The 15105-nt window shown below is 32.4% G+C and carries 13 protein-coding genes and 1 pseudogene; 11 read left to right on the forward strand and 3 right to left on the reverse strand.

Annotation, left to right across the window (positions count from 1 at the left end; genetic code table 11):
• Window positions 1–53 precede the first annotated feature (53 nt).
• Complete coding sequence (locus tag IPK06_10745) at window positions 54–1754, reverse strand: short-chain dehydrogenase (GenBank protein ID MBK7980446.1); 1701 nt, start codon at window positions 1752–1754, stop codon at window positions 54–56.
• Window positions 1755–1927: 173 nt separating this feature from the next.
• Between IPK06_10745 and IPK06_10750 the strand changes: the two genes are divergently transcribed.
• From IPK06_10750 to IPK06_10765, 4 genes and pseudogenes are all read left to right on the forward strand, one after another.
• Entirely contained in the window at window positions 1928–2392 is a 465-nt protein-coding gene (locus IPK06_10750) for a PTS sugar transporter subunit IIA (protein ID MBK7980447.1), read from the forward strand.
• A 20-nt stretch (window positions 2393–2412) separates the two neighbouring features.
• Window positions 2413–3677: pseudogene (locus IPK06_10755) on the forward strand (histidine--tRNA ligase).
• Complete coding sequence (gene rlmB, locus IPK06_10760) at window positions 3677–4405, forward strand: 23S rRNA (guanosine(2251)-2'-O)-methyltransferase RlmB (protein MBK7980448.1); 729 nt, start codon at window positions 3677–3679, stop codon at window positions 4403–4405. Before IPK06_10755 ends, rlmB begins: the two are co-directional and overlap by 1 nt.
• Before the next feature lie 19 nt (window positions 4406–4424).
• The gene (locus IPK06_10765; protein ID MBK7980449.1) at window positions 4425–4664 is read left to right on the forward strand and encodes a hypothetical protein; all 240 of its coding nucleotides are present in this window, start codon (window positions 4425–4427) and stop codon (window positions 4662–4664) included.
• A 93-nt stretch (window positions 4665–4757) separates the two neighbouring features.
• Here IPK06_10765 and IPK06_10770 read toward each other — a convergent pair whose 3' ends face one another.
• Window positions 4758–5768 carry a cytochrome-c peroxidase gene (locus IPK06_10770; GenBank protein MBK7980450.1) on the reverse strand — a complete coding sequence of 337 codons (1011 nt, stop codon included), beginning with the start codon at window positions 5766–5768 and terminating at the stop codon, window positions 4758–4760.
• 200 nt (window positions 5769–5968) lie between these two features.
• Here IPK06_10770 and sufB point away from each other — a divergent pair, with 200 nt between their 5' ends.
• The 7 genes from sufB (at window position 5969) to IPK06_10805 (ending at window position 12237) form a co-directional block, all read left to right on the forward strand.
• Window positions 5969–7426 carry a Fe-S cluster assembly protein SufB gene (sufB, locus tag IPK06_10775; protein ID MBK7980451.1) on the forward strand — a complete coding sequence of 486 codons (1458 nt, stop codon included), beginning with the start codon at window positions 5969–5971 and terminating at the stop codon, window positions 7424–7426.
• 80 nt (window positions 7427–7506) lie between these two features.
• The gene (gene sufC / locus IPK06_10780; protein MBK7980452.1) at window positions 7507–8265 is read left to right on the forward strand and encodes a Fe-S cluster assembly ATPase SufC; all 759 of its coding nucleotides are present in this window, start codon (window positions 7507–7509) and stop codon (window positions 8263–8265) included.
• 12 nt (window positions 8266–8277) lie between these two features.
• On the forward strand, window positions 8278–9588 hold the full coding sequence (gene sufD / locus IPK06_10785) for a Fe-S cluster assembly protein SufD (GenBank protein MBK7980453.1): 1311 nt from the start codon (window positions 8278–8280) through the stop codon (window positions 9586–9588).
• Window positions 9588–10862 carry a cysteine desulfurase gene (locus tag IPK06_10790; protein ID MBK7980454.1) on the forward strand — a complete coding sequence of 425 codons (1275 nt, stop codon included), beginning with the start codon at window positions 9588–9590 and terminating at the stop codon, window positions 10860–10862. The genes sufD and IPK06_10790 overlap by 1 nt, the downstream gene beginning before the upstream one ends.
• A gap of 8 nt (window positions 10863–10870) precedes the next feature.
• Entirely contained in the window at window positions 10871–11185 is a 315-nt protein-coding gene (locus IPK06_10795; protein MBK7980455.1) for an SUF system Fe-S cluster assembly protein, read from the forward strand.
• A 30-nt stretch (window positions 11186–11215) separates the two neighbouring features.
• On the forward strand, window positions 11216–11752 hold the full coding sequence (locus IPK06_10800) for a BrxA/BrxB family bacilliredoxin (protein ID MBK7980456.1): 537 nt from the start codon (window positions 11216–11218) through the stop codon (window positions 11750–11752).
• Between the two features lie 14 nt (window positions 11753–11766).
• Window positions 11767–12237: an Rrf2 family transcriptional regulator gene (locus tag IPK06_10805; protein MBK7980457.1), complete on the forward strand. Its 471-nt coding sequence runs from the start codon at window positions 11767–11769 to the stop codon at window positions 12235–12237.
• Between the two features lie 2 nt (window positions 12238–12239).
• On the opposite strand, the gene IPK06_10810 is transcribed toward IPK06_10805, so the two are convergent.
• The gene (locus tag IPK06_10810) at window positions 12240–15080 is read right to left on the reverse strand and encodes an FAD-binding oxidoreductase (protein ID MBK7980458.1); all 2841 of its coding nucleotides are present in this window, start codon (window positions 15078–15080) and stop codon (window positions 12240–12242) included.
• Window positions 15081–15105: the final 25 nt, after the last annotated feature.

Consider the following 15105-nt stretch of genomic DNA (forward strand, 5'->3'; position numbering starts at 1 on the left):
TAAAATCTCATATCTTATTTATTCTATCCTTCCAATTCTTAATTCTTAATTTTCTATGATTTCATTCTTTTCCCTTTTTCTTCGTGAATGAAAATCCAACTCACTACCTTACCGATGTTAATTTGTTCAAAATTATTCCAATATCGTTTATTCCTTACATGCATTGAACTTGTATCATCCGCAGGAATTAAATTTGATTCATCCATAATTGCTTTAATTCTATTTTGCCAAGTTTCCATGTTTTCAACTCTTAAATCTACCCAGCCGTCATTTGCCCAAAGATCTATTTTATCATCACTAATTTTGATTTTATTTTCACCTCTAAAAGGCGGAATTTTCATTTCATTACCGCGTAAAAGAGATTTGCCGTCTGGCAATAAAATTGGAATTCCTATAGAAATAATTTCACTTCTTAATTTTTCGTTGGTTTTAATTAATTCAAATATTTTTACCGATAAATCTTCGGGAGAAATGTTTAATATTTCTTTCATTTTCCCGGCAATTAGTCTAAGTAAATTTATTTCATGAAGTAGTTTTGATAATCTCGGAGGTCCTAATAATTCAAACGCAACGCTATTTACGCTGTGAATTTCTTCAAGTTCTTGAAGTTTTTCTACAGCCGCGTGCTGCAAAAAACCCGCACGGTAAGTTGGTTCTAAAGTAGCATTATCAAGTGCATTTATAATATCGTGTCCGGTATTGCCGCCTTTAATTTCAAATATTACATCTTCTGCAATTTCTTCGGGAGTAACATATTCCATTTGTCCTTGCGCGGAGATTGCTTCAAATTCACCTCTTGAAAATGTTCCGTTTTCACCTGTATCTATAAATACGGATTTTAATTTATTCCCGGTTAATTTTATTGGTTTCTCCAATTGAATTTGCAATTCGTTTTCCAACTTAATCACGTTGTCAAATGAGGAATCAACCAATTCAATTGACTTTCCTCTTTTTTTAATTTCATCAAAAGCAATTCTCTTCCAGGCAATTGCGCCGGTTGGTTTTATCTCCTTTGTAATTGCTCCTCCGGGTGTTCTTCCCATTAAAAATAAAAGCATTGTGTGCGCTCCGGCAACGGAAGACTTACTCAATAAAACTCTAGATGGCTTTTCCTCGCTGTGCGTATATGGAATATTGAGTCCCATTCCGCCGGTTCCGCTTGTACCGATTTTAACATAAATTTGTGTTTTCACTTGGTTCATTGAATTATATAAAATTTGGATATGACGAATTAATTGTGGAACATACTGCGTACAAATCAATTTTTCAGTTTCTTCAATTATTAAATCTGTTGAGGGATTGTTTTGAATCGTTGTGTTTATTCTGTGATAAGTAGTATATAAATCCTGATACGCAATTCCGGTCGCTGAATTTATACTGTCTATTATTATATCTGGTTTATGCTTTACAAGCAATTGGTAAATTGATGAATCGTGCAGTATTTCGTCGGATAATTCTTCCATTATATCTTTCATTAAAATCTTTCTTCTAACTGGGTCATTTAAAATTTCCAATCGATCAGAATCTTTAAAATCATTGCGTACAAAAATATTACCCCACCATGGAATAAAATAATTTTCCGGAAGATGCGGAAATTCACTCTTTAATTGTTTAACGTGAGATTCTGCTTCTTCTTGTCTTAAAGAAGTAACAATTATTTTAGCCGGATTTTCGGGTACGAGTTTTCTTGTTACCGCATTTCCGACTAATCCCCATCCGCCTAAAACTAGAACTGTTTTGTTCTTAATATCCATAATTTCCTCAAATACTTTTATTTTTTTTTAATGTTATAACTTAGCTTAATGAAAAATTCATTGCAAGAAATTTAAATTAACCTCTCATTTCTAAAAATTCTTTCGATTGTAAATAGTAAGTTCCTTTCTTACATTTGTAATTACATTTTTTAAAAAATTGAGAAGTAAATAAAATGAGAATTTGTGAAGTTTTATCTCCGGAAAATATAATTCCCGAACTAAAGGGAACAACAAAAGTAGAAGTTATTAACGAGCTGATAGATTTATTTAAAAATGACGATAGAGTTCTTGATCTAAAGGAAGTTAAAGCAAGTGTACTTGAAAGAGAAAAAATTATGTCAACGGGCATCGGACATGGTTTTGGTATTCCTCATTGCAAAACAAACAAAGTTACCGAAATAATTGCGGCATTCGGAAAAACAAAACAGCCCATTGATTTTGAATCGCTTGATGGAACGCCTGTTAATTTAATTTTTTTACTAATTGGCAAAGATAATTTGGTTGCGCCTCACATAAAATTGTTAAGCAGAATTTCATTGTTAATGAACAAAAAAGATTTTCGCGAAAAATTATTGGCGGCTAAATCCGTTTCTGAGATTTATAAAATATTTGAAGACGAAGAAAAAAACATTTCTTAAATTTTTCAATCCTTGGTTATATGATTAAAGCAATTGCAGGAACAAAAGATATTCTTCCAGATGAAATACTATATTGGAATCATCTTACCAATATAGTATTAAGTCAAATGAAGTATTTTAATTACAAAGAAATAAGAACGCCGATATTTGAACAGACTGAACTTTTTGCCAGAGGAATTGGCGACAGCACGGATATTGTAAGCAAAGAGATGTACACTTTTATTGATAGAAGCCAAAATAATTTGACTCTTAAACCTGAGATGACCGCTTCTGTAGTTCGTGCATTTATTGAACATTCACTCGGTAAGCTAAATGGTTTGAATAAATTGTTTTATATCTCACCAATGTTTCGCCAGGAACGTCCTCAAGCAGGAAGATTAAGACAATTTCATCAATTTGGAATAGAAGCGCTCGGAAGTCATAATCCTGCGTTGGACGCTGAAGTTATTCAAGTTGCGTTTACAATTTTGCAAAATTTAGGATTAGAGAATATTGAAGTTAATTTAAATTCTTTAGGCGTTCCCGAAGAAAGGAACAATTTTGCAAACGCACTAAAAGAATTTCTTTCAGGTAAAAAAATGAACTATCCGAAGACAGCAAAAACAGATTTCAAACCAATGTTCTGAGAATTTTAGACAGTAAGAATAATCATGATCAAGAATTGTTGAAAGGCGCGCCCAATTTAATAGATTTTCTTGGCGCCGAAAGTTTGGCACACTTTAACAAAGTAAAAGAATATTTAACAATTGCCGAAATTCCATTTAATGAAAATCATAAATTAGTCCGAGGATTGGATTATTATACTCACACCACATTTGAAATTTTAAGCTCAAGTGTAGGTTCGCAAAGTGCATTATGCGGAGGCGGCAGATACAATTTACTGATTGAGCAATTAGGTGGTGATTCAACTCCCGCGGTAGGTTTTGCGGCAGGAATAGAAAGAATTTTGCTTGCTTGTAAATCTGAAAATTCTATCTCTTCTTTAAATGAAAATATTGACGTTTACATTATTAGATTAAATAATGAACATGAATTAAAAGTATTTGAGATTGCCACTAATTTACGAAATCATAATATCATTGTTGAATATGATTATGCCACTAGAAGCGTTAAGGCACAGATGCGGGAAGCAAATAAGTTAAATTCCAAATTTGTTTTGTTTGTCGGCGGTGAAGAATTTACAAAAGGTGAGGTTCAAATTAAAAATATGTTAAATGGTGAACAGCAGAATATAAGCATAGACAATATCGAAATACTTTTATCAAAAATTGAAGCAGTTAAATAATGCAGAAAATATTTGGAAGAAAGCCGGTACTTGAAGCATTAAACTCAAACGCTGAAATTGATCAAATATTTATTCAATTTGGTTTGCATGGAACAATTGTAGAGCAAATTAAAAAACTTGCAATCAAGTCGAATGTTAAAGTAAGCCAACTTTCTCCCCAGAAATTCATGCAGATTGCAGAAAATAAAAATACTCAGGGAATAATTGCAATTAAAAGTGAATTTCAATATTCTGAAATTGACAAAATTTTAATTGAAGCTGAAAAATCGAAATATCCATTATTATTAATCTTAGATTCAATTCAAGATCCGCATAACTTTGGCGCGATTATCAGAACCGCAGAATGCGCGGGAGTTTACGGAATAATAACAACAATAAAAAACAGCGCCTCGGTAAACAATACTGTAGAAAAAACATCCGCTGGAGCTACAAGTCACATTAAAATTGCAAGAGTAAATAATCTTGTAAATACAATCGAGATTTTAAAGCAAAACGGTTATTGGATTGTCGGTTCCAAACTCGGCAACTCTCAGAATTATACTTCAATAGATTATAAACAGCCAATAGCTTTAGTAATTGGAAATGAAGAAAAAGGTATTAGACATTTAATTGCCGAAAAGTGTGACTTTCTAGCTGAAATTCCAATGAAAGGAAAAATTCAAAGTTTGAACGTTTCTGTAGCTACAGGAATTTTGCTTTTCGAAATTTTAAGATCACGCGGTAATTAGAATTTAGAAAGTTGTTTAAATGAAAATAACATTAGTCGCGATTGCGGTACTTTTATTAAACCTGCCCTTTGGTTATTGGCGATCAAAAGTAAAAAAATTTTCACTTCAGTGGTTCTTGGCTATTCACATTCCCGTTCCGTTTGTTATTTTACTTAGAATTTATTCTAACATTGGATTTGAGCTTTATACTTATCCTGTATTGGTTGGCTCTTTTTTTCTTGGGCAATTTATCGGTGCCAGATTCCTGGAAAATTTTTAAAAAAAGTGAAATGTTTAATTCAAAAAGAGAAGTAAATTTTATTGAACATCCGAAGTTTTTCACTCCGGATGTTAATTAAAACATTATACCCAACTACTTTTTATTCGCTTTTGTTAATTCAATATCAGTTAATGATCCCAAAAATGTAACAACTTTTTTAATTTCTTCGGGTGTTAATTGTGTAGTTAATTGCATATTGGACATTTGCGTAACAGCGTCTTCCAAATTTGGTGATTTTCCATCATGGAAATAAGGAGCTGTTAAAGCGATATTTCTTAGAGTAGGAACTTTAAACATAAACTTTTCGGCTTCATTTTTAGTAATTGCGTATCTTCCTAAATCTTTAGTATCAGAATATGGTTTATACAATCCCATTTTCTGAAACATATTTCCGCCCAATAATGGACCTGAATGACAGGTAGTACAGCCTTTATTCATAAATATTTCAAGCCCTTGAGCTTCTTCATCAGTCAACGCATTTGGATTTCCGCCTAAGAAGAAATCAAATTTATCTTTGGTAATTAAAGTTCTTTCAAAAGCGGCAATTGCTTCACCTAAATTATCCCATGAAATTTTAGGATCATTTGGAAATGCTTTTGCAAACATTTCTACGTATTCGGGTATTGCGGATAATTTACCTTCAACTTCTTTAGGATTATCCATTCCCATTTCAAGTGGATTAAGAATTGGGCCTAATGCTTGTTCTTTTAAATCTTTTGCTCTTCCATCCCAAAATTGAGCAAATTGAAATCCTGCATTTAATACTGTTGGAGAATTCCTTGTTCCTATTGTTCCGGTTTTTGCTCCCGGTGATGTAGGCTTATTATCAACTCCGGCTTTTCCCGGATCAATTGAATGACAAGTATTACATGATTGCGTATTTGTTTTTGAAAGTTTTTCTTCAAAATACAACTTTTTTCCCAACGCAATTTTTTCGGGAGTATCGGTTTCAGCACCAGGCATTGAAGCGGGCAATTTCATAAAAATACCTTTAGCTTTTGCTTGCAATGCTATTTTATCAATTTCCGGTTTCGATTCGCCGCATGAAACAATTAAAATAAAAATTGCAGCGCCAGCTAATAAAAGACCAACTATTTTTTTCATTCTTACCTCAATTTATTTGGAATAATGTTGTTTATCCATAAATATTTTATATACTAAAATAAAAAATAATATTTAATAATTTTTGAATTTCTAATTATTTCATTTACGTTAATGAACTGTTCTATTTTAGATGATTTTTTAATCTTGATATTTTTTGCAAGATTTTATAATTTTACTTAAGAAAATAAAAAGGCTGGAAAATGAGTGAAGATTTGCGTGAAGATATTAAAATAATTGAAGAACATACCAATAATGAATATAAGTGGGGTTTTGTTACCGAAATTGAAGAAGATGAATTTCCAAAAGGATTAAACGAAGATATAATTCGTTTGCTTTCTATAAAAAAGAATGAACCCGAATGGATGACTGAATGGAGATTAAAGGCTTACAGACATTGGCTTACAATGGAAGAACCTAATTGGGCAAAAATTAAAAAAGATAAAATAAACTACCAAGATTTGAAATATTATTCAGCGCCAAAAAAGAAACCTGAACTTGAAAGTTTAGAGCAAGTCGACCCTGAATTATTAGCGACTTTCGAAAAGCTTGGCATTCCATTGGAAGAACAAAAAAGATTATCCGGCGTTGCAGTTGATGCCGTCTTCGATTCGGTATCGGTTGCGACAACTTTTAAAGATACTCTTGCCGAAAAAGGAATAATTTTCTGTTCGATTTCGGAAGCAATTAGAGAACATCCCGAATTGGTAAAAAAATATTTAGGTTCGGTTGTTCCTCAAACTGATAATTATTTTGCTACTCTGAATTCCGCTGTTTTCAGCGACGGATCTTTCGTTTATATTCCAAAAGGAGTTCGCTGTCCGATGGAGCTATCAACTTACTTTAGAATAAACTCGATGGATACCGGACAATTTGAGAGAACTCTTATTATTGCCGATGAAAATAGTTATGTAAGTTATTTAGAAGGCTGTACCGCACCATTAAGAGAAAAAAATCAACTTCATGCTGCAATTGTTGAATTAGTTGCTTTAGATAATGCCGAAATTAAATATTCTACAGTTCAAAATTGGTTCCCCGGTGATAAAGAAGGTAAAGGCGGAATTTATAACTTTGTAACTAAACGAGGAATTTGCAAAGGAAATAATTCAAAAATTTCGTGGACACAAGTTGAAACCGGCTCTGCAATTACATGGAAATATCCAAGCTGCATTTTACAAGGCGATAATTCGGTGGGCGAATTTTATTCAGTTGCCGTAACTAATAATTACCAGCAGGCTGATACAGGAACTAAAATGATTCATTTAGGAAAGAACACACGAAGTACTATAGTTTCAAAAGGAATTTCCGCCGGAAAAAGTAATAATTCATACAGAGGATTGGTTAAAGTAGGTAAAAACGCAGCAAATGCAAGAAATTTTTCCCAGTGTGATTCAATGCTGATGGGAAACAATTGCGGTGCCCATACCTTCCCTTATTTGGAAATTAGTAATAATACAGCTACTGTTGAACATGAAGCAACAACATCTAAAGTTGGTGAAGATCAAATATTTTATCTTAATCAACGCGGCATTTCTACGGAAGATGCCGTTAATATGATTGTAAATGGTTTCTGTAAGGAAGTATTTAATGAACTTCCGATGGAATTTGCAGTTGAAGCGCAAAAACTTCTTGCAATTAGTCTTGAAGGAAGCGTAGGGTAAAGAATGTTATTTTGAAAAATTAATTTTCATGCTGAACGAAGTAGAAGAAATAAAAATTGAAAAGTAAAAAAGGAAAATAAATGATTATTATCAAAAATCTTCACGCAAATGTTGAAGGAACAGAAATCTTAAGAGGAATTGATTTAGATGTAAACGCCGGAGAAATACATGCAATAATGGGTCCTAACGGATCAGGTAAAAGTACTTTGGCAAATGTTTTAGCCGGACATGAAGCTTACGAAGTTACAGATGGTGAAATAATTTTCAATGGCAAAAATATTGTTGAAATGGAACCCGATGTAAGGGCAAGAGAAGGATTATTCTTAGCGTTTCAATATCCAATCGAAATTCCTGGAGTAAGTAATTCAACATTTCTTAAAACCGCTATAAACGAAATAAGAAAACATAACGGACAAGACGAAATTTCGGCTAAAGAATTTTTAAACTTAATTAAGGAGAAAGCCGCTGTTTTGGGTATGGATAGTTCTTTAATCAGCCGTTCTGTAAACCAAGGATTTTCCGGCGGCGAGAAAAAAAGAAATGAAATTTTGCAGCTTCTTACTCTTAATCCAAAATTAGCCATTCTAGATGAAACCGACTCGGGTCTTGATATTGATGCTCTTAAAATTGTATCGCATGGAGTTAATCAATTTAAGAATAAAGATAATGCTGTAATTCTTGTTACTCATTACCAAAGATTGCTTGACTACATTGTGCCGGATTTTGTTCATGTTTTATATAAAGGTAAAATTGTAAAATCAGGCGATAAAAATCTTGCTCTTGAACTTGAAGAGAGAGGTTACGACTGGATTATTAAAGAACAAACAGAATTGGTGTAAGGCAACTTGATTATGAAGAATAATAATATTAAAGAATGGTATTTAGAGAATTTCCAACATTTCACAAAAGCAAATATTGATGAATTAAGTGAGTTAAGAACTAACGCTGCAAAAATGTTTGAAGTTTCTGAGTTTCCAACAAAAAAGAATGAGGAGTGGAAGTACACAAATATTTCGCCTATCTTAAATCACGAATTTGTTCCTTCACCAAATGCAAATAAAGATGTTACAAAATTATCTTTAGATAAAAATATAATTTCTAATTTAGAAGTACATTTACTGGTTTTTGTAAATGGAATATTTAACAAGGTTTTATCAAAATTAAATAATTTGGAAAGTGATGTTGTTGTTGACAGTTTTTATTCTCAATTAAAATCAAAGAACGAATTGATCCGTAAATACACCATAAATTTGGATGAAAATTTAAATTCGTTTGCCTTGCTCAATCACACATTTACCTATGATGGTTTCTTTATTCATATTCCAAAGAATGTTACGGTTGAAAAGCCTATACATATTATAAATATTAATGTTGATGATAATTTAAAACCGCTTGTACAGCCAAGAAACTTAATTATTGCTGAAGAAAACACCGAGGCAAATATTATTTATGAATTTGTAGGCACTAACGGTGATGAATATTTTACAAATGTTATAACTGACATTTATGTTAAGGATAATTCTCGTGTTAATTTTATAAAATTGCAAAACGAATCCAATACCGCATACCACATTGATAAAACGGATATTCATCAGACCGGATCAAGCGTATTTAATCATTTCTCACTTGCTTTCGGAAGCAAAATTAATAGAAATGACATAAACGCAAAGTTAGACGGTGAGAATATTGAACTGCACCTTTACGGATTGTATTTGGGAAATGAAGATCAGCATATTGATCACCATACATTTATCAATCACGCACAACCAAATTGTGTTAGCAATGAACTTTATAAAGGTATTCTAGATGATAAATCTAAAGGGGTTTTTTCAGGAAAAATTTTAGTCGATCAAATTGCGCAAAAAACTAACGCTTTTCAGTCAAATAAATCTGTTCTGCTTTCAAATGAGGCAAGCATTGACGCTAAGCCGCAATTGGAAATTTATGCTGATGACGTAAAATGTTCGCACGGCGCAACAGTCGGTAAGCTCGATGAACAAGCGTATTTTTATATACGTTCAAGAGGAGTTTCTGCTGAAGCGGCAAGATCAATGCTTATACGAGCATTTATTGATGATGTAGTTAACGAAATTAAGATTGAACAAATAAAAGAAAAAGTAAATCACTTAATATTTGAACATTTACGCAGAGAAGAATTTTAATGAATTTTGACATTGATGTAAAATATAGTTCAAGACAAACAAAAACTTTCAGAAAGTTTTCCGTCGATGATGTAAGAAAAGATTTCCCTATCTTGAGCAGATTTGTAAACGGTAAACCATTAGTTTATTTGGATAACGCGGCAACTTCTCAAAAACCGAAATCAGTTATTGATACAATAACTAATTATTATACGTATGAAAACGCCAATATTCACAGAGGCTTACACTTTCTTAGCGAGTTGGCGACTGAATCATATGAAAACGCAAGATTGAAAGTAAAAGAATTTTTAAACGCAATGAGCGTTTCTGAAATAATTTTTGTACGCGGCGCGACCGAAGGTATAAATCTAATTTCAAATTCACTTGGCAGAACAGATTATTTTTCCGAAGGTGATGAAATAATAATCTCATATATGGAACATCATTCTAATATTGTTCCCTGGCAGCTGCTTTGCGAAAGAAAAAATCTAAAACTAAAAGTTGTTCCCATAAATGATAAAGGTGAAATCATTTTTGAAGAATATGAAAAATTGATTTCAGAGAAGACCAAATTAATTTCAATTGTACATATTTCAAATGCGCTCGGCACAATTAATCCTGTAAAAAAAATTGTTGAAAAAGCTCACGAATATAATATTCCCGTTGTTTTAGACGGAGCCCAAGCCGTTTCACATGTAAAAGTAGATGTTCAGAATCTAGACTGTGATTTCTATGTTTTTTCAGGTCACAAAGTTTTTGGTCCAACCGGGATTGGCGTACTTTATGGTAAAACAGAATTTTTGGATAAAATGCCTCCATTCCAAGGCGGCGGAGATATGATTAGAGAAGTAACATTTGAAGGTACAACCTATGATGATTTACCTCAAAAATTTGAAGCCGGAACTCCAAATATTGTTGGTGGAATTGCGCTTGGAACGGCTATCGATTATTTAACTTCTTTTGATCCCGTTGAAATAGAGCGGCATGAATCCGAATTATTGAAGTATGGAACGGAAAAATTGCTTCAAATAGAAGGACTTAAGATAATTGGAACAGCGAAAGAAAAAGCATCTGTCATTTCATTTATTATTAAAGATATTCATCCATATGATATTGGGACAATAATTGATACAGACGGTATTGCAATAAGAACCGGTCATCACTGTACAATGCCATTAATTAAAAGATTTGGTTTACCGGCAACTGCCAGAGCTTCATTTTCCCTGTATAATAAAATTGAAGAGATCGATCAATTATATTATGCGCTTTTAAAAGTAAAAAAAATGTTTTCTTAGGTAATAAAATGATTGATAAAGGTTATATCGAGCAAAAAATAATTTCCGTGCTGGAAACTGTTTATGATCCTGAAATTCCGGTTAATATTTACGAACTTGGAATGATCTATAATATAAAAGTTGATGAAGAAGCAAACGTAGAAATTACTATGACGCTTACTTCGCCTTCTTGTCCTGTTGCGGAAAGTTTGCCAGGAGAAGTAAGACAAAGAATAAAAGATATTGAGGATATTAAAGATGTTAAAATCAATTTAGTTTGGGAACCGCCATGGAATAAGGATATGATGAGCGATGAAGCAAAATTGAATTTAGGTTTTTTATAATAAATTATAACAAAAATAGAAAGGCGTAAAATGTTTGAAATAAATAACTCTTCACCAATGTACGATCCACGAGCGGTGCAGCCAATGAGAGATGAACTTACTTATGTTGGATTTAAAGAATTAACCAGCTCTGATCAAGTTGATGCGGTACTATCAAAAAAGAATGATGAAACAACATTTGTGTTCATCAATTCCGTATGCGGATGCGCAGCTGGCAGCGCAAGACCCGCTGTTTCATTGGCATTACAAAACAATATTATACCGGATAACATTGTAACCGTTTTTGCCGGACAGGATAAAGAAGCCGTTGCGACAGTAAGAGAAAAATATTTGCCCAAATTTCCTCCGTCTTCACCTTCCGCGGCACTTATAAAAAACGGCGAAGTGATTTTTATGCTTCCTAGGCATCATATTGAAGGCAGGTCTCCGGAACAAATTGCCGAAATTCTTCAGAAAGTGTTTTCAGATAATTGCAAAAATAACGGACCGTCAATTTCAAAAGAAAAGTATGATAAATTAATTCATGCAAAAATGTGCGGTTCAAAAATTCCCCTAAATGAAGAATAATTTAGATTACTAACATGAAATTTACATCGCAAGAAGAATATGGTTTGAGATGTTTAGTTAGACTTGGAAATTCTTACGATTCCGGAATAGGATTGACTATTCCGGATATTAGTAATAATGAAGGAATTTCCGAAGATAATGTTGCAAAAACTTTAAGACTACTCAGACTTAACGGCTATTTGGACAGTGAGCGAGGACGAAACGGCGGATATACGTTAACCAAGCATCCAAAGGATATTTTGATTGGTGACGTAATGAATATTTTGGGCGGAAAATTTTTTGAATCGACTTACTGTCAAATACACAGTCCTGATTTAGTGATATGTACTCATTCAACGGATTGTTCAATTAGATCATTCTGGCAGCTAATTCAAAAATCTATAGACCAGGTAATGAATAACTTAACATTACAGGATCTGCTAAATTCGGAAAAAACCGTTTTTGAAGAAACAGCAAAAAAAATTGATCTGCAGCAAGCAAGTTAAACTTATTTTGTTTGTGTACATTCATCAACCAAAAAAACAATTGATTGATAATTAATACCGCTGTACTTGGTTAGTCCAATTTCACATGTCTTGCTTGTGGAATATCCATTTTTACAATTATGTTCGCTTACAAACTTTTCTAATCCGTTCAATGCAGATTCATTTAGTTCCGGGAATGTAAATCCTCTATCGCCAGCAAAGCCGCAGCAGTTGATCTCTTCAGGGACATAAACATTACTGCTGCATCTTTTTGCAATTGTAATAAGCTTTTCTTGTAATTCCATTTTTGTAGCGCTGCACGTTGAATGAACAGTGATCGGCTTATCAGATTGGCTAAAATCTAACTCATCCAAAAGAAAATCATGTATAAATTCTATGCTGTCGTAAATTTTCAACGTGTATTCTTTATGTAGTTCAAGTTTATCTTTTGTTGTTTTTGCGCATGGACTTGTATCAAAAATAATTGGAATACTGCCATTAGCACTTGATTTCATCAAACTGGAAATCAAGTCCGTATTTTTTTTATCGCCTTCATTAAAAAATCCTTTACTTGAAAATGGCATTCCGCAGCAAAGTGAATTTATATTTTCCGGATAATAAATTTCATATCCTGCTTTGTTCAATAATTTTTCCATAACAGAACCTAATTCTTCTTTATATTCGGAAGAAATTTGATTACCAAATGTTCTGCTTATACAGCTTGGGAAATACACAACTTTTTTCGAATCGGATTTGTGCTTAGACTCTTTGAAATTAATTTTTGAATTTGGAGGAATTTCCTTTATCCAAATTGGAATATTTTTATTAGTTATTTTATTAAATAATGTAGAAATTTTTACTAATGCGTTATTACCAAAAATACTTTTTGCTAAATAAGCAAAATTGAGTGAAATTTTTATTGACGAAACAACAAATGCAAAATGTTTTTGAATGAATTCTGCAATGATACTTTGCTCTTTAGTAATTTCGGAATTTCTAATTTCTTTAATCAACCTTCCTGTATCAATATCAACAGGACAGCTTAACTCACACAAACCATCTGTCGCGCAAGTTTCATCACCATAATATTTAAATGAATTATACAAATTATTAACAAGAGTATTTTTTTCATTATTAGATTTTGACTTATGAATTTCACGCCAAACGGATATTCTTTGTCTTGGAGTTAAAGTTAAATTTTTTGAAGGACAATTATTCTCACAAAAACCGCATTCAATACATTTATCAATTATATCATTTACAATTGGAGTCGGTTTCAAATTTTTCAAATGAATATTTGAATCGTCATTTATTAATACTCCGGGATTTAAAATTCCCATCGGATCAAATATTTTTTTTATCTGTTTCATTATTGAAAATATCTCATCGCCCCATTCGTATTTTACAAACGGGGCCATATTTCTGCCCGTTCCGTGTTCAGCTTTTAGTGAACCGTTATATTTTTTTATAACCAATTCAACTACGTCATTCATAAATTTATTGTATCGCTCAATTTCATTTTTTTGATTAAAATCAATAGATAAAACAAAATGAATATTACCGGAAAGAGCATGTCCCCAAATAATGTTTTCAAAGTATTGATGATTCTTGAATAATAATTGAAGATCGTTTACTGCATTTGCCAAATCAACGGTTTTAAAATTTATGTCTTCAATTATTACGGTCGTACCGGAACGTCTGGATTTACTGACTGAAGTAAACAAACCTTTTCTAACATTCCAAAGTTTGGTGAATTCAATTTTATCAGTTGTAAACTCAATTGGCAAAATTGTTTTTACATTTTTAAGTGCGGACTTTATTTTTTCGATATTGTTTTCGAGTTCAATAAAATTTAGCGCTGAAGTTTCAATTAAAAGTGCTGAACAATTCTCATCTAAAGATTTTAGAAATATCGGCATTCCTTTTTTATCTTCGACAGATTTTAATGATGCTCGGTCCATAAGCTCAGCCGCATCAATTGGCAGTTCATTTAAAATCGGAATTACAGAACAAGCGGCTGAAATACTCGGAAATATTATTAGTGAAGTCGCTTTATTAGGATAGGAATCAACAGTATTTAAAGTTACTTCCGAAATAAATCCCAATGTGCCTTCAGAACCAATTATTAAATGCTTAATAATTTCAAAAGGATCGGAAAAATCAATAATCGAATTAATGCCGTATCCCATTGTATTTTTAATTTTATATTTTTCATTAATCTTATCAGTTAAAAATTTACTTTGCTGCAAATCCTTTTTTATTCTAAGCAGATTTACAATAAACTCTTCATTGTCTCTAATAAACTGTGGTTGCTGATATGAATTCGCCGTATCCAAAACATTACCGTTTGCCAAAACAATTCTTACATTTTTAATAGTATTGTACGCATTAAATTTCGTACCGCTTGTCATTCCGCTTGCGTTATTTGAAACTATGCCGCATACCGTTGCCGCGTTTATTGAAGCCGGATCAGGTCCAATTTTTTTATTGAATTTTAACAAAGCTCTATTTGCGTTAATTCCAAGAACTCCGGGTTGAAGTACAATGTTTGATCCATCTTCAGAAACTTTTATTTTATTCCACGATCTATCGGCAATAATTAAAACCGAATCGGATATTGATTGTCCTGATAGACTTGTACCGGACGCGCGAAATGTTATTGGGATATTAAACTCACGACATTTATTTATTACAAAAATTACTTCCTCTTCAGATTTTGCTTTAACTACAATTTTGGGAGTCAGTTTGTAAAAACTCGCGTCGGTACCATAAGCCAATGTGTTTAATTCATCATTAAATAACCTGTTGGGAGGGAATTTACTTTTTAAATCGTTAAATAATTTATTATAGTTTTCTTTTAACATTTGCAGATTTCAAGGAGTAATTGAA

Source organism: Ignavibacteriota bacterium, assembly GCA_016713565.1.
GTDB lineage: Bacteria > Bacteroidota > Ignavibacteria > Ignavibacteriales > Melioribacteraceae.